Genomic DNA, 23,852 nt, shown 5'->3' with positions numbered 1-23,852 from the left:
ACCTCGAACATAAAATCAGACAAAGAGACAGATTACCGGCTTTTTCCAAGGCTTCTGAAAACACTTCTTTTGACTGTTCGTCCAGGTTATGAGCGTCATCTATTACTAAAACCGAAGGTTTATGCAGGCAAAAAGACTTTAAAACGGCCGCCGTTGCCCTGATTGTTTCTTCGCGCATGGTTTTGTAATTCAGTTTTTCGATGAAAGATTTATTGTCAGGGGATGAAACAAAATATGATATTAAAGGTTTTGCCCTTGACAGTTCATCTTGCCGCTCCGAAGCTGTGGATTTGTCCGGGTTTTTTGTTGTAATTTGAACATAATCTGAGAATTTTTTATTAAACAGTTTTTTTCCGAACTTTTTGTTTTCTGTTTTGCCGATAAAAATTGATTCGTAAAATTTCGATACAACGCCGAAATCTTCGAAATTAGAAAATTCAGGCGATATGAAAACCGCATCTTCGACTCCAGCTTTTTCGAGTGACTTTTTTATTAAAACGGTTTTTCCAGCGCCCGCGTCGCCGAAAATACTGATTACTCGAAAATTTTTTTCGTGTGAAAATTTTTTCAGTTCGTCCGTAAGTTTTAAAACCTCTTTTTTCATTCCCGTCAGCTCGATTCTTTCTGTTTTTTTCTCGTACTTTTTCTTTTTTAAAACATAATACTTGCAAGGATCGTGAAAGCCTTTGAAAAACTCTTCTCCGCGGTAATTAAAACTATAACTTTCTTTTGCTGCATCTGATAAATCGAAATCTATGAAGATCTCTCGCGCTTTAGCATGCGACATCAACCGGGCAGCCAGATTGACCTTCTCTCCGAGAACAACGTATTCGGCTCTCGTATTATTTCCTATAATACCTGCAAAAGCCGATCCGTACGTCAAACCGATTTTATAGAGACCTGTCTTCGACAATTCGGACGCAAAGCCGCACGCTCTTTCAAATGAATCCTCCATTCTAACCGGAGCGCCGAAGACCGTAACGGAAACAACACCTTTATCGCCGTAACTGAATCTCGCGTAACAACTGTACTTTTCCGAAAGTCTCGACACCGTGCCTACAAATTCCGAAATTTCCACTCCCTTATGCGGAGAAATGAAACAAGTTATGACGTCTCTGAATTCATTTTTAAATACTCTACCTCGTAACATGTGAGACAAGAACATCTCTCTCAAAACGTCGTCTTGCCTGTTGTTATCTTCTACTACCGGTAATGCAGAGTCATGCAAGTTCTTTTTATACCTGCAACTGACAAAGTCCGCTTTCCCTAATGACAAATCATCTTTTCCGCCTTTGTCGAAGCGGATTTCATTTTCACGGAAATTGCTTCCGGCTGATATGGCTCCTGACACGGCTTCACCCATGAAAAAATAAGCATATTGAGAATGCTTATGCACAATCTGCCAGTCAATCTTCCCATAGGAGAATCCAGCTTTGACGAAAATACCTCGGCTTACTTTTTTAAGACCCTGCGGTTTGATTTTGGAAAATTTATTGTAGGCATTAATCACGGTGTCGGCAACTTTAGCTTTTTCACAGTATAAAGAAGGGAAAACGGCTATGATAGAATCTCCTTCAAGACAAGAGACAAATCCTTTTACGGAATATATTCCGTTGATTAAAGGTCCGAAAAATCTGTTGAGAATGGAACTCAATTCCTCGGCGCCTTTCTTCCCTCTTTTCATAAGTGTTTCAGTTATTTTAGTGAAATCACTTATATCTGCGTAAAATACTGCTCCTTCAAAGCTTCCGGAATATTTTCCTGTTTTATATCTGTCCAAAATAAAATCGGGTACAGAAGACAAAATGCTTTTTTCGGGGGAAACGCTATTCATGGTAAGATTTTAATACGACCTTGCCATAATTTCATTACGAAATATCTTAATTAATATTCGAAGGTCATAATGAAATACAGGCCTCCGGCGTTTAGTATCAATACAAATCAGCAGTTTTTTACGTTGGCGAAAAGCAGAGGGCTCAAAGTAGTCACTGAATTAACTCAGGCAGACAAGTTCCTTCCGGTTGAAAATAATCATCAGGAATATTATCTGAAAACAGGTAAAACGCCTTATTGCCATGGCAGAATCAAAAAATTCTGAGACATCCCGGTCCCCGTTCGGAATAAAACATGGAAAACCTTTCCGACGGGAGTATAATTGGATCGGGATCTGATTGGTTTTAAAAACCCGCTCATAATATGAGAGCAGGAAATTACAAAGGAGGAAAAATGAAAACAAAACTTTCTGTTTTTTCGGCAGTCCTCTTCTTTTTGTTTCACAACGCATTCACTCAGATCGTTATAGACCACACCTGTATGAGAGTTGACAACATTCCTTCTCAATGGGTTACCTACGTAAAAACCAACTTTAAATGGCACTACGCGCACACTTCACACGGAAGCCAGCTGACCACAGGATTGGAAGAACTCGAGATAATTAATTCCGCATTCGGTGTGGACATCGGCTGGTGTGAATTGCCGAATTCCCCCGGTTCTTTCTGCATACACGACGGTCAGAGATATGACGATTACGTGACTCCGGAAATGTACTGGCAGACGACAGACGGAATGAACGAGACGAGAGCTGTTCTCAACGCCAATTCAAATCTGAATTATTCCGCCTGGGCCTGGTGCTGTCAGTGCGATCATTACACGTCCGATTCCGTACAGACCTATCTCGACTCCGTCAACAGACTCGACCAGCAGTATTCGAACGTCATTTTCATTTATATGACAGGAAACGCCCAGGCGACCGGAGATGACGGCTATATAAGGCATCAGAGAAACAACCAGATAAGACAATATTGCCTGAACAACGGCAAGATACTTTTCGACTTCGCCGACATGGACTGTTGGTGGTATAACGACACCACCGACCAGTGGGAACAGCACACCTATTATCACAACGGTCAATACATACCAGCCGAACACCCTGCTTATTACGGCGATTACAACGGCTCACACACCGCTTACGAAAACTGCCTTCACAAGGGAATGGCGGTCTGGTATATGTTTGCCGTTCTTGCCGGTTGGACAACAGGAGTCGAAGAAAGTATCGAAATCCCGTCTTTCATCAGCGAATTTAACGCGCGCCCGAATCCTTTCACCTCCCGCGTAGATATATCTTTCAAAACCTCGAAAAGCGAATGGATAGAAGTTTATGTCTCGGATATTTCCGGCAGAAAAATTTTAAATCTTTTGAGAGGTAATTTCGAGGCAGGCAGTTACTCAGTAACTTGGTCAGGTGAAGATTTTTCAGGCAGAGACCTTCCGTCGGGAATTTATATATATAAAATTATGGCAGGTAATACGCTTGTCGCTTCCGGCGCACTGAAAAAGTTCCGATGACAGCCAAATCAAAGACCGGTTATCATTTTATTCGCATATCAAATCACAGGAAATGAATTTTTCCAGAACCGCCTGATCAAAAAATATAGGAGTACAAGACATAATGACAAATACGCTTTTTTTTCTAATAGCTATGCTTTTAACATCGGTGAGTCAAATGGCCGTTGAACAAACTGGAACTCGGACGGACACTTAATAGCCAATCATTCGTATTCTCATTTTTACTACAATTCTTCAAGACTCACTCCTGAAATGTTTATTGGAGACATCGTCAGAGGAGATTCAGTGATAAAAAATTACGAGAACTACGTAAAGCTGTTCAGATTTCCTTTCCTAAAACAAGGGGAAACGAGAGAAAAAATCGATGCCGTCTATAACTTTTTTGACAGCGCGGGCTACGTAATCGGTCATGTTTCAATAGACAATTCGGAATGGTATATAGACGAAAGGCTAAAAGAAAAACTCGAAGAAAATGCTGAAACCGATCTCACACCTTACAGAGATTTTTATATCTCTCACATCAATGAAAGAGCCGTTTTTTACGATGATTTAGCATACGAATTGACAGGGAGAAGAATATCCCACGTGATCCTGCTTCACCACAACCTGGTGTCGGCACTTTTTCTCGATGATCTGATAAATCATTTTGTGTCTTCGGGCTGGGAGATAATACCGCCTCAGGAAGCATACAATGATCCAATATATGTTAAAAGACCCGAAATTATACCTCTTGGAGAGAGTATTGTCTGGGCAATTGCAAAAGAATCAGGAAAATTCGAAAACATACTCAGATATCCCGGTGAAGACGGAGAATACGAAAAGGAAAAAATGGATTCACTCGGACTGTGAAATATTCGCAATAAAATGACTTTTTAAATCGAAACAGAATCTGTTTAAAGTCTCAATAAAGTGATTTTCCGGTTGGTTTTTTGGACATCGGACAATAATTGGAACCGTTCGATATTTCTGGTGGTGTCAATTTTCATCATTAATAAATAAAAGAGTTCTGAACCGAGTGTTTCATTCAAGAATGGCTTTGATCCTCCTCACTCCCGAAGAAGAAGACTGCTCTTTGAGTATCTTGAATTTGCCGAGTTCGCTCGTCTTCCCGACGTGAGGACCTCCGCAAACTTCTTTCGAAAATCCCCCTATAGTGTAAACTTTGACTTTTTCCGAATATTTATCTGTAAAAAGTGCGACGGCTCCCTTGGCTTTCGCTTCTTCAACGCTCATCAATTCTTCTATGACGGGATGATCTTCGCCAATGGCTTTGTTTACGAGTCTTTCGACTTCTTTTATCTCCTCTTCCGTCATCGGTTTTGGGTGCGAGAAATCGAACCTCAATCTCTCGGGAGTTATGTTCGATCCTTTCTGTGCGACATGATCTCCCAAAATTCTCCTCAGCGCTTCGTGCAGTAAATGAGTCGCCGTGTGAAGCTTCTTTGTCTGTTCGCTGGCGTCGGCAAGCCCTCCTTTGAACCTGACTTCGCTTCCAGTCCTCGAAAGCTCCTGATGTTTCTTAAAAGCTTCTCGAAATCCATCGACATCGACTTTAAGCCCTTTTTCACCCGCCAGTTCCTCCGTCATCTCGAGCGGAAAACCGTAAGTGTCATAAAGCTTAAAAGCTATCCTTCCGGGGATCGTCTTCTTTTCGCTCTTTTCGATGTTGGGGATTATTCTCGAAAACTCAGTCATGCCTTTGCTGAGACAATGCCTGAATCTCTGCTCTTCTTCGACGATAGCTTCGACAATAAATTCTTTTCTTTTTTCGAGTTCGTCGTACACCGGGTTAGTCTCAATTATTTTTTCGGCGAGGGTATCGCCGAGACTTTTTTCTATGCCTATCGCAATCGCATACCTCATCGCCCTCCTGATCAGCCTCCGTACGATGTACCCCTGATCGAGGTTTGACGGTTTCACACCCAGGTCGTCTCCTATTATGAAGAAAGCAGATCTCATGTGATCGGCGATGATCCTCATAGCTTTTGTGTCTGTGTCGCTGTGCTCATATTTTCTTCCGCTCGCTTTTTCGAGTTCGTTTAGGATAGACGAATATTTTTCTGTTTCGTAAACTGTCGAAAACCCGTTTAACACAGCCGCTGTCCTTTCGAGACCCATTCCCGTGTCTACGTTTTTCACTTTGAGCTGTTCGTATCTGTCTTCGCTGACTTTATTATACTGCATGAACACGTCGTTCCAGATTTCAACGTATTTTCCGCAAGGACAGCCTGGTGCGCACTTTTCAGAACATCGCGGCATAAGAGTGTCGTAAAACATCTCAGTGTCCGGACCGCAAGGCCCTGTCTTTCCGGCGGGACCCCACCAGTTGTCTTTTTTGGGCAGGAATAAAATGCGTTCTTTTTTTACTCCGCTTTTTTTCCAAATCTCTGCTGTTTCATCGTCGCGCGGAGACACTTCGTCGCCTTCAAAAACTGTAAAAAATAGTCTTTCGGGGTTGAGACCCAGCCAGTTTTTCGAAGTGAGAAATTCCCAACTCATCCGGACAGCTTCTTCTTTAAAATAATCTCCGAGGGACCAATTGCCGAGCATTTCAAAAAATGTCAGATGCTGAGTGTCACCCACTTCGTCAATATCTCCGGTTCTAATGCATTTCTGCCAATTACAGAGTTTTTTGCCTGAAGGATGTTTTTCACCCATCAGATAAGGAACCAGAGGATGCATTCCTGCAGTCGTGAAAAGCACCGTCGGATCGTTTTCGGGTATAAGCGACCCGCCCGCAACGTGGGCGTGACCGTGAAGTTTAAAGTATTCTATGTAAGCTTTTCTCAGATCTTCAATGTTCATCTCTTATCCTTTTCTCCGTCCTGTGATTCGTTGTAAACCGGTTTCAGCTCAAATAGTCTTGTATCTTCGTCGAAATTCACTCCAAGATCGGGATTCATCGGTCTGTTCTCGTCCGTCAGGCTGACACCGCAATCCGGACATGTTCTCGGCACGCTTCCGGTAAATTCATGAAGACACTCCGGACAAATTCGTCTTGAACGATCTCTGACGAAGTCAATTATTTCTTTCGCGCTCAGCCAGGAATCGCCGTTTTTGTCTGCTTCACCTCTGAAAGCTCTCAGAATGAGAGGAGTTAAAACTCTTTCTCCGACTTCCCTGTCTTCTTCCGAAGCTGTAATTATGAGACGTCTGCCCGTCCCGGTCAAATCTGACACGAACCCGCCGGAATGGCAAGCGTCTAAAAATACATAGCTTTCAATATGATCAGGTATAGCTGCGCTCAATTCATCGTCGAAGATGTCGCCGTTCTCGTCAGTCAGGCTGTATGGGCATATGCTCTCATCGTACCCGTCCTGTTCGAGAGTCCCCCTGGAAAATCTTTTTCTGTCACCGTGGCCGCTGAAGAAAAAAACGAATTTGTCGCCTGGCACAGATACTCTCGAAATTTTCGCGAGGGCATCGAGAATGTTCCGTCTTGTCGCGTTTTCATCGGCAAGAAAAACAGTGTTTTCAGGCGCTATAATGCCGTTGAGGACAAGTAAATCGTAAAATTCGAGAGCGTCCTGAGTGGCTCTGTTGAGAGATCCTTCCCCGGGATAACCGCTGATTCCTATAATTAGTGCCCGGACAGTGCCGGGAGAGTTTTCAGCAGTCAAATTATAATCTTCTATCAATCTGGTGCTGATGTCGTATCTGCACCTGTCTCCCCGCCCGTAGGCGTATACCTGAGCAAGATAATATTCTCCTGGTTCAACACCGAACAGGACGGTTTCGTCGGAAGCCATGTCGGTCGGATTTTCCGAACCTTCCGAGCGTCTGTAAAAACTCCTCCCGCTGACGAAAAGATCCACGTCTCTGTCCCTGGTGCTCTCTCCTCTGACGGTAACAGCCGCCGTTCCTGAGCCTGGAAACTGAAGACTGTAAAACTTCACTCCCTGGAAAGGCGGTCTGACTGTGCCGTTTATGTGATCCCCCGAATATATGGTCTCTATGGTGTCTAAGTCAACTGCGCCAAACGAAACCTCGATCTCGGAAGGCCTGTCGTAAAGAATCGGCAGAAGATACACAGTGTCTCTTCTGCCGAGCCATATAGCGGTGATTTCAGAAGGATTGAGTGTGTTGAGTTTCAATTCTGTTGAACCGTAACGGTCGAAAACCATCATGTCTATGTCTCTCTTCTCAGCAGACAATGCTCCAAAGTAATAAAATCCCTCTTCACCAGACGTCACACCAAATATGTAAGGCTTGTCAGGTTCTATCCGTTTTGTCAGGACGGGAGAGGAATGCGGGAGAAAAGTAGCGACCTCCTGGGCGATGAGCGAATATCTTACATCAGAACCGCTTAAATTATAACCTTTTACCGTGACTTGAACTTCTCCGGCTTCAGGAGGAAGAAGTATCATTTCCCTCGAAGTGTAACTGACTGATTTGTAAGTTTCCCCGCCGAAGCTTGCATAAAGATCGAGATCCGCATCTGTGTTTGAATTAGCATCCAGATAGATAAGAACCGGTCTTGATCCCGTAGAAGGAACCAGATACAAATTCTGCATTGAATTTTCTCCAACTGTCCCGCTCAGAGTCCTGCCGGACTGTAACTCACGCAAGTCGTCTTTTCTGGCTGCATAAACGGCAAAATTCACTGATTTCGAGATGTCGTTCAGATAGACTATCGCTCTGACGACGTCGCCCGCGAATATCGGGACTCTCACTCTTTCATCGTTGCCGTCAGAGAAACTCCCTGAAATGTATTCGTCGTCAGCGGTGTATATTTTCAGGTCCAGGTCCCCTCCGCGGTCTTCGGAAGATACTGAGAACTCATAAACACCGGAAACAGAAGGCGTGAAAGTGAAAACTTCCGAAGGTTTTTCAGCCTCCAGTCTGCCCGTATGAGGAATGGCCGATATCTGCCTATAGTCTCTTGCGGCTCTGACATCAACAGAAACAGAGTTCGAAGACACACCTGAAAACTTTACGCTGAACCAGTAATTGAAAAAAGTGTTTAGAACGGCTTCGCCGTTCGAGCTTTTCGCCAGAATGTTTCCTTCTTCGTCGTAAACGACGAAAGCCACCGGCGGATCGATTGAAATTTCAAGGTCTATGTATCTGTCTTCGAAAACCTTGAAAGAAGCCCTGCCCTCGGAGAAAGTCAGACCAAAAGAAGTGTCGGCCGACACTATTATCTCCGGGCTTTTTGCCGTCACTAGAATTGAAAATAAAAAGGCGCCGATCATTGTTTCTCCTTTTCTGCTTTCATCTGCCAGGTTTTATCAACAAATTTTACATCGTATGATTCGTCTCTGTTCACTCTGTCCCCGCTCGGAACGAGATTGCCTTCTGAATCATAAATCATTGCGTACCCTTTTTTCAGGCCAACATACGGAGAGAGTGCAAAAATCTTTTTTTCGGCCAAATTCAGGATTTCCATTGCATTCGCCGTACGGTTTTTGATTCTGCGGTCAATTTCAGCGTACCTGTAACCCAGATTTTCTTCTTTCAGAGCCAAGTTTTCTTTGAGTCTTCTTACGTCTATTTTCCGGCGGCTGTTTTCGAGTTCGTTTTTTTTGCGCGTCAGAACTGAATTCATCGATTTTACTGCGTTGTCTTTCCTGTATCCCAGCAATGCCGAATATTCGTTGATCTTGCTTTTTACGGAATTCAAAGAATATGAACCTGCGTATGACGACAGCGAAACTTTAAAATACCTCGTCTTTTCAGACATTTTAACTTTTAGGTTTCTTTCGGAATAGCCGATCACCTCGAGTATGTCTTTTCTATCCGGAAACACAAGCTCTGCCGCCGCAGACGGTGTGGGAGCTGCAACATCGGCGGCAAGGTCTGAAATGCTTCTGTCGGTTTCGTGCCCGACAGCCGACACTACAGGTACCGGCGACGCGGCTATGACGCGAGCCAAATCTTCATCGTTGAAAGCGGCGAGATCTTCCGGTGAACCTCCGCCTCTTGCGATAACTATGAGCTGGACTCGGGTTTTCAACAATCTTTTCACGGCTTTTATAAGTTCGGAAGAAGCATTTTCACCCTGAACAGAAGAAGGCGACAAAATGATCTCGGCGACGGGATAACGCCTTCTGTATATGTTTACAAAATCCCTTATGACAGCTCCTGTCGGAGATGTCACGATACCCACTTTTTCGGGATACTCTGGCAGTCTTTTTTTTCTTGAAGAGTCAAATAGACCTTCCTTTTCCAGTTTTTCCTTAAGCAGTATGAATTTCAGGTAAAGATCGCCTTTGCCCGACGGATAAGCCGTCTCAATTACAAAAATAAATCTGCCCGTCTTTTCCCAGAGAGAGAGCCTTCCCTGACATATCCAGGTTTCTCCGACAGAGGGCGTCAATGAAAGTCTTCTCAGACTTCCTTTGTATATTACAGCGTCAAGAGCCGCGTATTCGTCCTTTAATGTCAGATAAAAATGTCCGCTCGAGTGGAGAGTGGTTTTTGAAACCTCTCCTTTCACCGCAATACCGGAAAACTGCATTTCGAGCGTTTTTTTCGCCAGATTGTTTATCTGGGAAACAGAAAATATTTCCATGGCGGACGACTATTTCCTGTTGAAAAGAGCTGAATTGACCGTGTTTTTCATAAGCATTGCAACGGTCATCAAGCCGACTCCGCCCGGAACCGGTGTTATGGCGCCTGCGTATCCGATCATGCTCTCAAAATCGGCGTCTCCGCGTATCGAATATCCTTTTGCCGACGAATCTGATTCGACTCTGTTTACGCCGACGTCTATGATACAACAGCCTTCTTTAATCATATCTTTTTTTAAAAAATTCGCTTTTCCGATTGCCGATACGACGTAATCGGCGTTTTCAGTGTATTCTCTCAGATCAGATGTCGCGCTGTGGCATACAGTGACTGTCGCATCAGTGCCTTTTGCGAGAAGAAGATTGGCCAACGGTTTTCCGACTATCAGGCTTCTGCCCAAGACTACAGTGCTCTTTCCTTTTACTCTGAGGCCGTAATAATCCATCAAAGCTATTATTCCTGCCGGAGTACAGCAATAATGACCGGAAGTTCCTCTCAACAGTGCTCCGAGATTCTGAGGATGCAGTCCGTCGACGTCTTTTTCAGGTGGAACAGCCAATATAATTTTTTCAGGATCTATGTGCCCGGGAAGAGGGAATTGGACCAGAATACCGTCGGGATTTTCCTCTTCCGCGTATTTTTTAATCATGTGCACGAGCTCATTTTCCTTCGTGCATTCGGGTAAAGTCAAAGTTGTTTCGATTATACCCGTTTTTTTTGCCGCCCTGGCTTTTGAGCTAACGTAAGATTTTGAAGCGGGATCTTCGCCGACAAAAAAGACTACAAGTTTCGGTTTTTCATCCATGTTTGCGACAGTTTCGCTTATTTCAGCATAAATTCTGTCTGCAACCGGTTTTCCCTGAAGTATTTTTGTATCCATCGTCAAACTCCGTTCCTTATGCTGGGAAACTCGGCGAATTTAGTGAAGCGTCTTATTTCCAAAGCCTTGCCGGTTTCCGCATCAGCCGAAACAAAAACACCGTCGAGCCTCCTTTTCGAGCCGAAAGCCGGTTTGAGCCTCAATTTTCTTCCTGTTTTCATCGTTTCAAGTGAATCGCCGGGATTCATTCCGATCACTGAGTCGAATGCTCCCGCCATTCCGGCATCAGTTATGTAAGCCGTTCCTTTTTCTGACACAAATTCGTCAGAAGTCGCTACGTGAGTGTGCGTGCCCAGGAGAGCAGTGACCTTGCCGTCGAGATTGAAAAGAAGCGCCTTTTTTTCCGATGTCGCTTCGGCGTGAAAATCGACTAGTATAACCGGATTTTCCACCTTCTTTTTTCTCGCGATCTCTTCCAGAAGAGCGTCGGCAACAGTAAACGGATTGTCGCTTTGATTCATGAAAAGCCTGCCTACGAGGCAAGCGATGTATATGCAGGAATTTTCCGTCTCGATTTCTGCAAGGCGGGATCCTCTTATGAATTTGGTGAAATTTGCGGGTATGACAACTCTGCGCTCCTTCTCGAACCAATCCTCCGAACCGACCACGTGAAGAGAATGATTCCCTCCTGTGAAAACCGAAACTCCGGCTTCGAAAAGCTCCTCCGAAACCCTTCTCGATATTCCGAATCCCGAAGCCAGATTCTCTCCGTTCGCTATGACGGCGTCCGGCGAGTACTCGTTAAAAATCTCAGGAAGACAGACTTTGCATATCTGTCTTCCCGGTTTTCCTATTATGTCTCCCAGAAAGACGAAGTTGACTCTATTTTGCATATTCCGTCGCCCTGATCTCCCTGATTACCGTGACTTTTATCTGCCCCGGGTATTTGAGCTCCTTTTCAATCCTCGCTGCTACCTCGCCGGACAGCACTATGGCTTCAGCGTCAGATATTTTCGAAGGTTCGACAATGACTCTCAGTTCCCTTCCGGCCTGAAGGGCGAAAACTTTCTCGACGCCTTCAATATCTGCGGCGATGTCTTCCAACTTTTCAACTCTCTCAAGATAGGCTTCAATTGTATCTCTTCTCGCGCCGGGTCTCGAACCTGATATGGCATCCGCCGCCTGAACAAGAACCGCTATCGGTGAAACCGGCTCGGCCTCCTCGTGATGCGATGCGATAGCATTCACAACTATTATGTCTTCGTTGTACCTTTTTGCCAGATCGGCTCCAATGAGCGCGTGCGTTCCTTCCAGAGTGTGGTCTGCCGCTTTTCCAATGTCGTGAAGAAGGCCGCTTCTTCTCGCTATAGCGGCGTCGAGACCAAGTTCGCCTGCCATTAAAGCGGCCAAATAGGCAACTTCTTTCGAGTGCTGTAATACGTTCTGTCCGTAACTCGTCCTGTATCTCAGCCTGCCGAGATATCTCATTATCTCAGGGTGAAACGCCGATATACCCAGTTCGTTCACTGTCTCTTCGGCGGTTTTTTGGATTATTTCGTCGATTTCTTTTTTTGCTTTTTCGATCACGACCTCGATTCTGCCGGGATTGATTCTGCCGTCCGAGACAAGTTTTTCCATGCCTATTCTCGCGATTTCCCTTCTCACGGGGTCAAAACCCGACAGTGTTATGGCTTCGGGAGTGTCGTCAATTATTATCTCGACACCGGTTAGGTTCTCGAAAGACCTTATATTTCTTCCCTCTCTTCCAATTATTCTCCCTTTCATGTCCTCCGAAGGCAAAGCAACGACTGAAACCGTCGATTCCACAGTGTGGTCGGTCGCGCATCTTTGGATCGCCGAAACAACTATTTCAGCCGCCTCTTTGTCCGCTTCCTTGACGGCGTTGTCTACTATCTTTTTTATCATCTGAGCCGATTCTTTTTTGACCTGATTTTCAAGGCTTTGAAGCAGTTCGTTTTTGGCTTCCTGAACCGTCATCCTCGATATCTTCTGAAGTCTGTTGCTGATCTCTCTCAATTCGTTGTCGAGTTTTTCGGACTTGAGCATGAGGGCTCTTTCTTTGACGACGAGGTCTTTCTCTTTTTTTACCAGCTCTCTTTCTTTCCCGTTTACTGATTCCTGTTTTCTGTCGAGAGAAGAGGTTCTGTCGTTGAGCCGCTTTTCTATCTGATACATGTCTCTCTGAAATTTTCGCTCTTTCGATTCGAGTTCCGCTCTCGTCTTTGCCGCCTCTTCACTCACCTCGAGTTTAGCAGTCTTTTTATAGGATTCGGATTCGCTTCTCGCGTCTTCTATTATCTTGCGGGCTTGAGTTTTTGCGTCTTCAAGCCTGCTTTTTTGAATTTTCAGACTCACAACGTATCCGAGCCAAAAAGTGATTATGCAAAGGAAAAAACACAGGATTATTATCGGAAGTATCAGGACAAGGGGAATGTTGGAAATCCCGCCATTCTGACCTACCAATTGGGTCAAAAAGTATATTAACACGAAAATCCTCCCGTACGGGACGGAGAACACGAATCCAAGAAATCAAAAAAATGTCAGGTACGAAATTCCGGCAGTCTCGACGCCTTAAAAGGCTTGTCAAAGCGCGAAATAAGCGTCAAAACAAATCCATGGAAAATTGCGTCTCTTTTCATATGATATTTTTTTGTTATTAAAAGAGAATGATTTCTTTCAAACAAGTGTTCTTATCCCTTTAATATTGGAACCGGGATGCCGTGTGAAAGAAGAGTTTGAACCTTTGTCAAGGTGGGCATCCTGCCTTGAGTTCGGAAAATCTCATTTAAGAGCTCGATCGTCCCGCAAGGAACCGGATTCCCTGCTAAAGGCTGTTGGCTCAAACAAAATCTATCCATCACGCACACCCCAGTGTCCGATTCTTTGATACTTTGTTTTTCATCGATTACATTTTATCAGATTTAAGTTTTCAATTCAATAATATAAAATTTTCGTACGAGTCGGATATTGAAACATCAGTTCATATTAATTTAGTTCGGTATATCTGGAGGAGGAGGAGGTTGAATGTTTTCTCCCGGTTTTTTGAAATATTTCTTACCGAAATTTATCAATGCTTTCTGTCTTTCTCTGACAAGATTTTTTAGTTTCGGTTCGTCGATTCCTATCTTATAAGCCACGTCTTTCAGTATTTTCCACTCTTCCCTGCTCACTCTACCATCGCTTAGCGACATGTCCGTCAGAGCCATCAGGAAGCCCTGAGCCTTCGCTTTATCCGACGGTATCTGCCAAACAAGATTTCCTGAAACGGCTCTATCGGTCAGTTCATCCACCGCAGATTTAGTCATGCCGTATTTGGAGGCGAATTCAGTAAGTTTTTTCTTTTCCTGTTCATCCGCGATCCCGTCGGCGAACATCATCGCCGCGAGAGCTTCAATAACCGCTGACGGATTCTGGGAGAAAACGGTCTTTTTTCTGTCGGCGTTCCATCTTTCCCTGTTGACCTGCATCCAAGCTTGGTAATCCTGCATTTCTCGGAGTATCCAGGTTCTGCTCCCGTCATTGAGAACCGTTCCACAGTAAGGACAGACTTCTTTTGAATCCCTAATTTCGGGAGCTCCGCAGTTAGGACAGTGCGCCGAGGCAAAGGATTCCGACGGCGATAAAGCGTCTCCTTTTCTGAAAAGAGTGAACACTGTCGTTCTTATCGTCCTGGCTCCAGTCACCCTAATTGTTCCGGTGGCCAGATTTCTTTCAGCCCCGCTTCCCGACCATTTAACGAGAACGTGAACTTTGTCAATATCGCCTTCCGATTGCACCCAAAGAGTTTCTACCTTACCAACAGCAGGAAATCTATAATAAAGGACGGTGTCGCCTTTTTTATTTCCGGAAATACGGGTTGCCAGGTCTTTGTAAGCCGTTGCAGAAGCGACTTTCATCAGATGGAGAGCGTCGCCCGTAAACAGTGCCGCCTGGTAACGGTAGAACACCACCGACGTCCTATCCTCTATATATTGTGTTGAAAAATTGGGGTCTTTTTCTGAAATTATATTGTTTGCCGGAACTGCCGCTTCAGCGGAGCGCGGCTCCCATTCTTCAACCTGAGTTATCTCTGAGAGTATCCAGTCGTAATTGGGGCTTCGGATGAAAGCTTTACAGGCTTTACAGTTCCCCTCGTCGGTAATAGCGAGAGGAGCGGCGCAGTTAGGGCAATTACCCTCGAAAGCGCCTTTCCTGTTGAGTGTTTTGACGTCGGCTTTTCTCAAGAAAGTCCAGACTTCCGTAAATTTGTCGTTTATCATTGACCCCTGCAATGTTTTCCCGGTCTTCAGATTTACTTTGTAGTCTTTTGCTTTGGCGGTCACAGCAAAATGCAGAGTGTCGTAATTTTGGTCCGACAAAACGGAGACGAGTTCGACTTTCTGTACGGACACGTTTTCCATTACGTTTCTCCATCCTTCAGCTTTCTGCATATCTATCTGAAGGCTGAACCTCTCGTTTATGCCGTCTGAGACAAAAGGTGTAATTTTAGTCAAATCCTGTATGCTCCATGCTTTCTGTACAGCGGCAAAAGCGGTCGCGACTCTCGTTTTCAGCGCTTCGAGAGAGAAATTCGGATCCTTTGATACAAGACGCTTGAGATTCTGATCTATCGAACTGCTTCTGACTGCCCTCTGGGCTCTTTTGAGATTCCTGTCTGTGACGGCTCCGGTGCCCTTTATTTTAGAAAATATGGCTGCGGCGATTATAAACAAAGTCAGAGGAATACCTATGCAGGGATATTTTATTATAAGCCATATCAGGCACAGTATCAGTTCTCCCCCGCCACCTCCACCGTCTCCTCCACCCCCTCCAAAAGATCCTCCGCCACCTCCCCCGCCGCCGTATGATTCACCGCCTCCGGCTCTGGCTAATAAAACGGGATTCGCGACGAATATTAAAGTTAAAACAATCAAAAATACTGCGGTCAGTTTTCTGTTCATTCGTCCCCCTCAGATCCGAAAACCGGCAGGCGTTCCGGATCTCAATAACATATGTTTCTCTTGATCATTCCCATTCTATTGTCGCGGGAGGTTTTGATGAAAGGTCGAACGCCAGAAATCCAGCGTCCGAATATTTTATGAATTCGTTTAACTCGTCCATAAATATATCTGTCAAATGATACGGCCTGGCTGTCATACCTCTCAAGGAGACAACCGGTCTTACGACGATTATCTCTTTCTCTTGCCCGTTCGCTGTCACCGGCAGAAGTATGACGGGCATCTGCCACACGTCGCCGTACAGGCCGAATTTAATCAGCAAATCGTTCGCTTTTCTGTCTGCTTTTCTTAAAATTTCAAGCCTTTTCGGTGTGAGATAAGCTTCTCTTGCTCGAAATTCAGGCAGGCTTTTGATGCCGTATATCAAAAGTGTCCTGTTAATGCCTTTCACAGACCGAAAAATGACGTTGGCATAAGATTCGGCCTCATCGAAATCCGTTTTTTCCGAACACAAAACAGCCGAGTATTCGAAACTCCTGAGGTCGCCTTTTACTCCGACCGATTTGACCGGAAGCAGGTCCTTTTCAAAAGTTACAGAAGGCAAATTTAAAAGGTCTTTTCGGACTTTTGCAAATTCGTCTTTGTCAACATTACCGTCGGAGCACACACATCTCACTCCGAGTCCGGGACCGGGAAAAGGATGCCTGTCGACGAATTCGGAGGGTATTCCTAAATGCTTGGCCAATTCCCTGACTTCCATCTTGTAAAGGTCTTTCAGCGGTTCTATGACCTTTCCGGCTCTGACCATCTCCTCTATAACCGGTATTCTGTTGTGGTGCGTCTTTATCTTGTTCGCGTGTTTCGTTTCACCCGTTTCTATCCTGTCAGGGTATATTGTGCCCTGACCCAAAAGATTTCCCTCTCCGGAGGTTTCTGATAAGAGCGGTTCCACAGTTTGTATGAACGATTCACCTATAATCTTTCTTTTCTTTTCCGGGTCGCTTATTCCTTCGAGTTTCCCGATGAAGTTCTTTGAGGCGTCTATGAACTTCATTCTGCCGAGAAGACCTTGTTTCTCAAAAAGGTCCATCACTTCCCTGCTCTCGTTTTCCCTCATAAGCCCGGTGTCAACGTGTATGAAAGACAGGCTTTCGCGCGGCAGATATTTGCCAAGCACCACTGCGGCTACTGTTGAATCTACTCCTCCGCTGACTAGCATTACTGTTTTTTTGCCGAAAGCTTCCTTTATGACATTATTTTTTATTTTTTCGAGCATCGTTTTCTGATCCCAGGATTTAATACAGCCGCATATTTTAAAAACAAAGTTTTCTATCATTTTTATGCCGTTGGGAGTGTCGTCCACTTCCGGATGAAACTGAAAGCCGAAATGTTTTGACGGAAGATGCTGTAGCGCTGAATATCTCTGGATCCGCCCTTCTGGAGAAACCGAAACGCCTGTTTCTTCCATCTGGCCTGGAGAGACAACTGCGTCACCGTGGCTCATCCAAACCGTTTCTTCCAGGGAAAGGCCTTCGAATATCTCGGATTTCTTTGTTATCCTCAAAACGCTTTTACCGTATTCCTGTCCCTTGTTTTCGATTTTACCGCCGTGGAATTTGGCGATCTCCTGATGGCCGAAACAAAAACCGAGAACCGGGATATCTTTGCCTAAAATTTCTCCGCCGATTGCCAGTTCGTTTTGTGAACTCAAGGCGGGACTGCCGGAAAGGATCACTCCTTTGAATTCAGACAGAACGCTCATGTCCGCGTCGGGATTCAGTATCTCCGAGAAAACTCCCGTCTCCCTCACTTTGGTGGCAATGAGATGCGCATACTGACCCCCAAGGTCTATCACAGCGATTTTGTCCGGCACAATTTCCTCTTTTCTTTTTTTTTGCCGCGTGCTAACAGCAATTCAATGAAATTAGTATCAGAAAATATAACATTTTCATGGAACAAAGGAAAATTATTATCTGACGTCAGTCTTGAGATAGAGGACGGAAGTGTCGCGACTCTTTCCGGAGATGTTGCATCCGGTAAAAGCACACTCCTTTTCGCTTTGTCCGGTTTGCTGGTGCCGGATTCCGGAAAAGTTTACTGCAGTGGAAACGGAGTTTCGACATCGTCGTCTTCCTCTTTCACAGGACTGATAAGGCAGGAAATATTCAATCAAATAGCTTTTACAACATCAGAAAAGGAATTGCGATTCAGCGCTTCTCTCGCAAAAGGCAACTCCTCGCACGGCTTAATATCAGCCTCGGAAATCGCGAAAGAATGGACTATCAATTCTAAAAAAACCTTCGATATGGACTATTACGAACTTTTGAAGCTTTTCACTGCGGGATTCTGCATGACCGGGAAAAAATTCATACTGTTCGATGAAGTATTCATCAATCTGACTGAAAATGAGAGAAAGGAGATGACCGAAAAACTGCTCAACCACGGCATCGGGTGTCTTTACGTCACGCAATTCCCCTCTTTTTTCAAAAACATAACCAAAAAGCATTACTTTCTGGAAAAAGGCGGACTGACAGAAGATCCCGAACTGTCTTTAAAAGATGTGACAATTGAAAGAGTTCAGAATATCTTCACAAAGCCAAATTACTTCAAACTTGATTCCAACAATTCTTTGATCAAAGAACTGAAAAGCCGATTGAAAAAGAAGGGAAAAATTTCATTTCTCCCTCAATGTTCCGAACGCCTTTTCTTTTACAGAGATATCGGCAGGGAACTTGCCTGGCGGAGAATCGACAGAGACCTTTTTCTTAAAATGGCTCAAGGAGCGGGTTTTCCGGACGACATTATCGGAGCCGACCCTTTTACTCTTTCATCCGGCCAAAGACGCGCGATTGCTATTTGTCTGGCTCTGTCGAGAAATCCCGAGATTATTTTTATCGAGAATCCGCTCCTTCACCTCGACGCAAAAAGAATAAAATGGTTCATGGAAGAACTCGAAACTTATACCCGCTCAGGCGGTTCGGTTTTCTACACGTCACCCAAAGGCCTCATAACAACTGATTTGCCGGAATCTGCGTAAGGAATCCCCTTGTTCAGTTTGACCTGAATATATGTTATAATTATAATTGAATTGGTTTTTTACTTATAAATTATCCCATTTTCAGGAGGTTTATATGGCTGATATAAAAATCAAAATCGGACTCGCAGACATGCTGAAAGGCGGCGTCATAATGGACGTCACCGACGCCAAACAGGCCTCGATAGCACAGGAAGCCGGAGCAGTAGCTGTGATGGCTCTGGAAAGAGTGCCTGCGGACATCCGGGCTTCCGGGGGAGTGGCAAGGATGGCGAGCCTGAAAAAAATCAAAGAGATCATGCAAACCGTGGACATACCGGTGATGGCAAAGTGCCGGATAGGACATTTTGCCGAGGCGCAGATACTTCAGGCCGTAGGCGTGGATTTCATTGACGAATCGGAAGTTTTGACGCCGGCTGACGATAGATTCCACGTAAACAAACACGCCTTCGAAGTGCCTTTCGTCTGCGGATGCAGAAACCTCGGCGAGGCTCTCAGGAGGATCGGAGAAGGAGCCGCGCTGATAAGAACAAAAGGAGAGGCGGGCACAGGAGACATAATCCACGCTGTCAGACACATGCGAACGGTTCAGCACGACATAAAAGTACTGACTGCTCTCAGGGACGACGAGCTCATGGCACAATCGAAAGAACTCGGCGCACCTTATTCTCTCGTAAAGAATGTTGCCGAAACCGCCAAACTGCCTGTGCCGAATTTCGCCGCAGGAGGCATAGCGACACCTGCCGACGCATCTTTAATGATGCAACTCGGCGCAGAAAGTATTTTCGTCGGATCGGGAATATTCAAGTCTTCCGACCCGGAAAAAAGAGCGAGAGCGATAGTTCTGGCCGTGACGCATTACAAAGACGCCAAAGCAGTCGCTGAAATTTCTGAAGAACTCGGCGAGGGGATGAGAGGGATAGATTCTTCAAAGCTCTCCCCTGAAGAAGAACTTCAGTCTAGAGGATGGTAACGAAAATAGCCGTAGTCGCCTTACAGGGCGATTACGACTCTCATTCCAGAAAGGTTCTGGAATACTTCAGGGATTCCAAGGTCTTTTTTATCAGAAAACCGGGGGACTTTCCTGAAACCGTCGATCTTATAATAATTCCTGGCGGGGAGTCTTCAACAATTTCAATACTTTCAGACCTCTCGCGTCTCGGAGAAAGAATAATATCTGAAACAGAAAAAGGCGTCGCGCTTTTCGGGACCTGCGCGGGAAGCATAATGCTTTCAAAAAATATTCTCAACCCCGGCAGAGCGAAACCTTGGAGTCTAATTGACATAGAAACAGAAAGAAATGCCTACGGAAGGCAGGTGGATTCATCAGTCAAGGAAATCCGCTTCACTTCTTCCGGAAGAAAATTCACCGGAACAGATTCAATGAACGGCATTTTTATAAGAGCCCCGAGGATAACGAGAACAGGAAATGGCGTCCAAGTACTCGCCGAATCCGAAGGCAGTCCGGTCTTGGTCATCCAAAACAGGATAATCGCCTGCACATTCCATCCTGAACTTTCGGACGGTTTTGACGTTTACAGAATTATTGAGAGCATCATTGTTTCATAGGAATCGAGTTTTACTGGAATCGTTCAGATGTTTTATAATTAAACATCAGATCAGATCGATGTATTTTTTTCTCTTTTGATTGTATTCCTCTTCATTAATCAATCCCTGTTCGTAGAGTTCCTTGAGTTTTTTCAATCCCTCAACAGGTAAAGTTTCACCGGACGGTTTGGCGTTAAGGGAATTGATAATCTCCAGGAGCATATCTTTTACCGAGACCATCGAAACCTGGGATGGAAAATTCGTTTCGAGAAACTTGTTGCCGTTTATTATGAGGTTGCTCGTCATTCCGGGAAGAAAAACAACCGATTCGATTTCATCGTACATATAATTCTGCGGTTTCTGCATTATATTGTGCGAATAAATCGCGTTTTCCGTGAAAAGAGCCCCGTCTTTCGCGCTTCCGAAAGTCGTATTGTCTATGAGAAGAAGAATTGTTTTTGTGGGAACACCCCTGGCGTAGCTGTTTTGAACATTGTGAAGCTTTTTAAACGGTATGTCCGGATGAAAAAAAATTTTATCATCTTTAATTTTACTTTTATAGGATTCGACAATCTTCCTGACGTTCTCATTCATTTCCATATTTATCCTCCCCTTCGGACACTTTCAAAATTTTCAGCCATTATTCCGTAAATTTTAATAAAAATCCCGTTCAATATAAAGTCAAAAATAAACTGAGAAGTTTAATCGTGACATTTTTCGCAGAAGCATCTTCAGGGATAATGCTATAAACATCTCATATTCCGCAATTATTTTACTATTTCATACCAAATGTGGTAAATTGTTGTTAATTAATTCGTTCGGGAAAAAAACTGGAGAGTGACAACGTAAATGACAAAATTAGGAAAAATCTTTTTTGCGCCGTATTTCTTTCTTTTCATACTTGAAATATCTGCATTTTTTTCTGCCGACAAAGCTTTTGCCGTGGATTTTTCCGAGAACCCGATCTCGGATAAAGAATTGAACTGCCTTCAAAACCTTTTCCCTTCGTCGGTATCTTTTTCAAAAGCGCTTTTGGACACGACTGTTTATTTTACAGCGATTGAATCTTATTCAGTGTCCGGATACGCCTTCGTCGGAGAGAACAGAGGCATTGGAGGCCCGATAATCACAATGACAGGCTTTGATGTAAACGGCTTTTGCACCGGCGTTCAGGTTGTTTCTCACGAAGAGACGCCGCAATACTTCGCTCTTCTTGAAAAGAAAAATTTCTTTGGTGAATTTTCCGGAGTAAATATTGACAGCATAGACGTACCGGGAAAGAATTTTATGAATTACAGCATCGACGCTGTGACTGGAGCGACTATAAGTTCTGAGGCCGTGCTTGAAAATTTTTGGGAAGGAGCCCAGTTATTTCTTTTTCTAAAAAGGGAGAACAAATGAAAGTTTTATTTATCGCGGCAATATTTTTGTTAATGTCAATCGGTATCCTTTTCCCGGAGATGATGCTGAAGGATTACATGGACACGGCCGGAGAGCTCAACAACCAGGGAAAGACCGAAGAAGCTATAACTCTGATGAGGGAAGCCGCCGAAAAATACCCGGACAATCCTGATGTTCTGGCCCTTCTGGGTTTTTACGTCGGCAAAAGCGCCGGCGAAACCGATAATTTCCAACTTCAGGCCTCCCGCGCGTTCGAATCCTTCAACATACTCGATAAAGCGGTGCGCCTCGATTTCGAAAATCTTAACGCCCTGTTCTACAGAGGTCTCATGAGTGTTAAAGTGCCTCCTTTTTTGGGAAAACTGAACCAGGGCATAGAAGACCTTGAAACCTTACTTTCTCTGCTGGCAAGCGCCCCAGAACATGAAGTACAGCGCTACGCTGTCCAGACGAGGATGTTTTTAGCCGAAGGATACGAGAAAAAAGAAGACATTTTATCTGCTCTTAAAATGTGGGAAGAAATTTTCGAATTGAATTCGGATCCTGAAATTACGCAAAAAGCCAGTCAGGAAATCGAAAGACTGAAAGAAATTGTCATACCTTTTTTAGAATCAGAAAGCATAAGCCCTTCAGATTTGGAAGAAGTTTTAACACAGGCTCAACTCTTATACGAGTCGGAGGAGTATTTCAAAGCAGAAACGCTATTGCTTAAAGCCGTTGAAACAGACGAAAACTGCGTGGATGCGCATTCTCTTCTCGCATACGTCTATCTCGCTTTAAGCGAGGCCGGATACGCCGAAATCATTTCCGAGAACACGGATTACAGGACGAATCTGTGCTTCAAGGCGATGGATCAACTCGACAGAGTACTAGAACTCGAACCGGAAAATACTGAATTCAGACTTTTGAGGGGAATAATGGGAGTCCAGTTTCCTTTCTTCGTCGGAAGGCTCGAACAGGGCATATCCGACTTGAATATTTTTATGCAAAGCAGCGCTCCCGACTCCATGAAAGCCGAGGCTCTTTTCAACTTGGGTTACGGCTACAGAAAACTCGGCACTTCCAAATGGATAAGTGTCGTAAATGATTATCCGTCTTCTGAACAAGCCGAATCGGTCTTTGAGAGCTTCAACCCCCGTCCCACGGTGTCGGATATTACTTCTCTGGAAACACCTTGTCTTACAATAGAATTCGCCCTCGGTTTCCAGGACGAACTCCCGCCTCAGACTGCCGTCTGGATCGAGGATGAAAAGGGTAATTTCGTCAAGACAATTTACGTTTCCGGATTCGCGGGACACGTCAAATCAGTCCAGGTCACACTGCCCTTGTGGGGCAACACATCGAATTTCGAGACTGACGCGACTACCGGGGCGAGCATAGATCTCGGCAATCATTTTTACACATGGGACCTCGATGACGGCTTCGGTGATATGGTCCCGAACGGCATTTACGTCGTCAATGTCGAAGTCAGTTACTGGCCGAGTTATAAATATGAAACGGTATCGCTTCCAATCCTTTTGGCTGACGGGAACAAATATGCGGTGAAAAACGACGCCCTGCTGGTACCGTATCTCGAACTGAATTACATTTACCAGGCTGTAAAATGACGCGAGATGATACAAGACAGCTTCAGGAAATCTTTGGTTTCACGACAGATGGATTGTACGCCAACAAAAGCGGAACTCTATCTCAGGATCAGAAAAACAAGATAAAAGCCATAAACAAACTGACGATTCAAAGGCTGTCCACGACATTTTTTATAGCAATTCTTATTATTGCAATAGGAGGATTCGTTTTTTATAAAAAAAACGGCGTGTTTCCCTCTGACATAACACAAATATGGCCTTTTTTACTTTATTCACCTATCTTTTTTGTTCCGATTATTATTTATTTTTTAAGAAACAAGGACCTCCGTGAAAGTAAAATCTCATCGGTCAGCGGCACTCTGACCCCTGAAACCGGGAAAAAATACAATGCTTACAACCAGATTAATTTCGGAGGTACAAGATTCTACATGACCGGTGTACAGGCAGAAACCCTTAAAAACGGGTATTACACGATTTATTACATCAAATCAGCTTCCGGCAACATCATTCTTTCTGTCGATGGAGGTTGATTTTCACATTACTATCAAATCACATTTAAAAAACTTAAAAGCCTATATAAGATTTTCAAATCATTGAAAACCATATCTGTCGCAGATTGGGATTACCGGAAAATTATTATGGAAAAGAAC

Annotated in this window: 18 protein-coding genes, 1 other RNA gene and 2 pseudogenes; 9 read left to right on the top strand and 12 right to left on the bottom strand. The window is 44.4% G+C overall.

The genetic code is table 11. The features are described from left to right. Positions 1 to 16 precede the first annotated feature (16 nt). Both JXL83_05085 and JXL83_05080 read right to left on the bottom strand, forming a co-directional pair. Positions 17 to 604 (bottom strand): annotated as a pseudogene (locus JXL83_05085) (AAA family ATPase). A 45-nt stretch (positions 605 to 649) separates the two neighbouring features. Then, positions 650 to 1,834, bottom strand: a pseudogene (locus tag JXL83_05080) (hypothetical protein). Positions 1,835 to 1,903: 69 nt separating this feature from the next. Between JXL83_05080 and JXL83_05075 the strand changes: the two are divergent. The 3 genes from JXL83_05075 to JXL83_05065 all read left to right on the top strand — a co-directional run bounded on the left by JXL83_05075 (position 1,904) and on the right by JXL83_05065 (position 4,194). Then, positions 1,904 to 2,098, top strand: coding sequence for a peptide-methionine (S)-S-oxide reductase (locus JXL83_05075; GenBank protein ID MBN2363486.1), 195 nt, complete (start codon positions 1,904 to 1,906; stop codon positions 2,096 to 2,098). A 128-nt stretch (positions 2,099 to 2,226) separates the two neighbouring features. Next, a complete protein-coding gene (locus JXL83_05070; protein MBN2363485.1) occupies positions 2,227 to 3,345 on the top strand; it encodes a T9SS type A sorting domain-containing protein in 1,119 nt (372 codons plus the stop codon). A gap of 285 nt (positions 3,346 to 3,630) precedes the next feature. Further along, positions 3,631 to 4,194, top strand: a complete 564-nt coding sequence (locus JXL83_05065; protein MBN2363484.1) for a polysaccharide deacetylase — start codon at positions 3,631 to 3,633, stop codon at positions 4,192 to 4,194. Positions 4,195 to 4,365: 171 nt separating this feature from the next. Here JXL83_05065 and JXL83_05060 read toward each other — a convergent pair whose 3' ends face one another. From JXL83_05060 to guaA, 9 genes are all read right to left on the bottom strand, one after another. Beyond that, positions 4,366 to 6,150, bottom strand: a complete 1,785-nt coding sequence (locus JXL83_05060) for an alanine--tRNA ligase (GenBank protein ID MBN2363483.1) — start codon at positions 6,148 to 6,150, stop codon at positions 4,366 to 4,368. Beyond that, positions 6,147 to 8,540 (bottom strand): caspase family protein, encoded by a 2,394-nt coding sequence (locus JXL83_05055; GenBank protein MBN2363482.1) that lies wholly within the window; start codon positions 8,538 to 8,540, stop codon positions 6,147 to 6,149. The genes JXL83_05060 and JXL83_05055 overlap by 4 nt, the downstream gene beginning before the upstream one ends. Continuing rightward, positions 8,537 to 9,859 (bottom strand): exodeoxyribonuclease VII large subunit, encoded by a 1,323-nt coding sequence (locus JXL83_05050; GenBank protein ID MBN2363481.1) that lies wholly within the window; start codon positions 9,857 to 9,859, stop codon positions 8,537 to 8,539. The genes JXL83_05055 and JXL83_05050 overlap by 4 nt, the downstream gene beginning before the upstream one ends. A gap of 9 nt (positions 9,860 to 9,868) precedes the next feature. Next, positions 9,869 to 10,735 (bottom strand): bifunctional 5,10-methylenetetrahydrofolate dehydrogenase/5,10-methenyltetrahydrofolate cyclohydrolase, encoded by an 867-nt coding sequence (locus JXL83_05045; GenBank protein MBN2363480.1) that lies wholly within the window; start codon positions 10,733 to 10,735, stop codon positions 9,869 to 9,871. A gap of 2 nt (positions 10,736 to 10,737) precedes the next feature. Further along, positions 10,738 to 11,568, bottom strand: a complete 831-nt coding sequence (locus JXL83_05040; GenBank protein MBN2363479.1) for a YmdB family metallophosphoesterase — start codon at positions 11,566 to 11,568, stop codon at positions 10,738 to 10,740. Next, positions 11,558 to 13,117, bottom strand: a complete 1,560-nt coding sequence (gene rny / locus JXL83_05035) for a ribonuclease Y (protein ID MBN2363478.1) — start codon at positions 13,115 to 13,117, stop codon at positions 11,558 to 11,560. Before rny ends, JXL83_05040 begins: the two co-directional genes overlap by 11 nt. A gap of 282 nt (positions 13,118 to 13,399) precedes the next feature. Beyond that, positions 13,400 to 13,574: non-coding RNA, 6S RNA (ssrS, locus tag JXL83_05030), on the bottom strand. A gap of 112 nt (positions 13,575 to 13,686) precedes the next feature. Further along, entirely contained in the window at positions 13,687 to 15,636 is a 1,950-nt protein-coding gene (locus JXL83_05025; protein ID MBN2363477.1) for a TIM44-like domain-containing protein, read from the bottom strand. A gap of 64 nt (positions 15,637 to 15,700) precedes the next feature. Further along, complete coding sequence (guaA, locus tag JXL83_05020; GenBank protein ID MBN2363476.1) at positions 15,701 to 17,506, bottom strand: glutamine-hydrolyzing GMP synthase; 1,806 nt, start codon at positions 17,504 to 17,506, stop codon at positions 15,701 to 15,703. Between the two features lie 45 nt (positions 17,507 to 17,551). Here guaA and JXL83_05015 point away from each other — a divergent pair, with 45 nt between their 5' ends. The 3 genes from JXL83_05015 to pdxT all read left to right on the top strand — a co-directional run bounded on the left by JXL83_05015 (position 17,552) and on the right by pdxT (position 20,236). Beyond that, on the top strand, positions 17,552 to 18,670 hold the full coding sequence (locus JXL83_05015) for an ATP-binding cassette domain-containing protein (protein MBN2363475.1): 1,119 nt from the start codon (positions 17,552 to 17,554) through the stop codon (positions 18,668 to 18,670). 94 nt (positions 18,671 to 18,764) lie between these two features. Continuing rightward, entirely contained in the window at positions 18,765 to 19,640 is an 876-nt protein-coding gene (gene pdxS / locus JXL83_05010; GenBank protein MBN2363474.1) for a pyridoxal 5'-phosphate synthase lyase subunit PdxS, read from the top strand. Next, on the top strand, positions 19,634 to 20,236 hold the full coding sequence (gene pdxT, locus JXL83_05005) for a pyridoxal 5'-phosphate synthase glutaminase subunit PdxT (GenBank protein ID MBN2363473.1): 603 nt from the start codon (positions 19,634 to 19,636) through the stop codon (positions 20,234 to 20,236). Before pdxS ends, pdxT begins: the two co-directional genes overlap by 7 nt. Before the next feature lie 45 nt (positions 20,237 to 20,281). Here pdxT and JXL83_05000 read toward each other — a convergent pair whose 3' ends face one another. Continuing rightward, on the bottom strand, positions 20,282 to 20,815 hold the full coding sequence (locus tag JXL83_05000) for an SHOCT domain-containing protein (protein MBN2363472.1): 534 nt from the start codon (positions 20,813 to 20,815) through the stop codon (positions 20,282 to 20,284). Between the two features lie 249 nt (positions 20,816 to 21,064). Between JXL83_05000 and JXL83_04995 the strand changes: the two genes are divergently transcribed. The 3 genes from JXL83_04995 to JXL83_04985 are packed head-to-tail and all read left to right on the top strand — an operon-like array spanning position 21,065 to position 23,732. Beyond that, on the top strand, positions 21,065 to 21,616 hold the full coding sequence (locus JXL83_04995; protein MBN2363471.1) for an FMN-binding protein: 552 nt from the start codon (positions 21,065 to 21,067) through the stop codon (positions 21,614 to 21,616). Beyond that, on the top strand, positions 21,613 to 23,223 hold the full coding sequence (locus tag JXL83_04990) for a DUF2271 domain-containing protein (GenBank protein ID MBN2363470.1): 1,611 nt from the start codon (positions 21,613 to 21,615) through the stop codon (positions 23,221 to 23,223). Before JXL83_04995 ends, JXL83_04990 begins: the two co-directional genes overlap by 4 nt. Beyond that, entirely contained in the window at positions 23,220 to 23,732 is a 513-nt protein-coding gene (locus JXL83_04985; protein MBN2363469.1) for a hypothetical protein, read from the top strand. Before JXL83_04990 ends, JXL83_04985 begins: the two co-directional genes overlap by 4 nt. The last annotated feature ends 120 nt before the right edge of the window (positions 23,733 to 23,852 follow it).

It is taken from the genome of candidate division WOR-3 bacterium, assembly GCA_016934535.1.
Classification (GTDB): Bacteria; SDB-A; SDB-A; order SDB-A; family SDB-A; genus JAFGIG01.
This window is presented reverse-complemented; position numbering and strand designations above follow the sequence as displayed.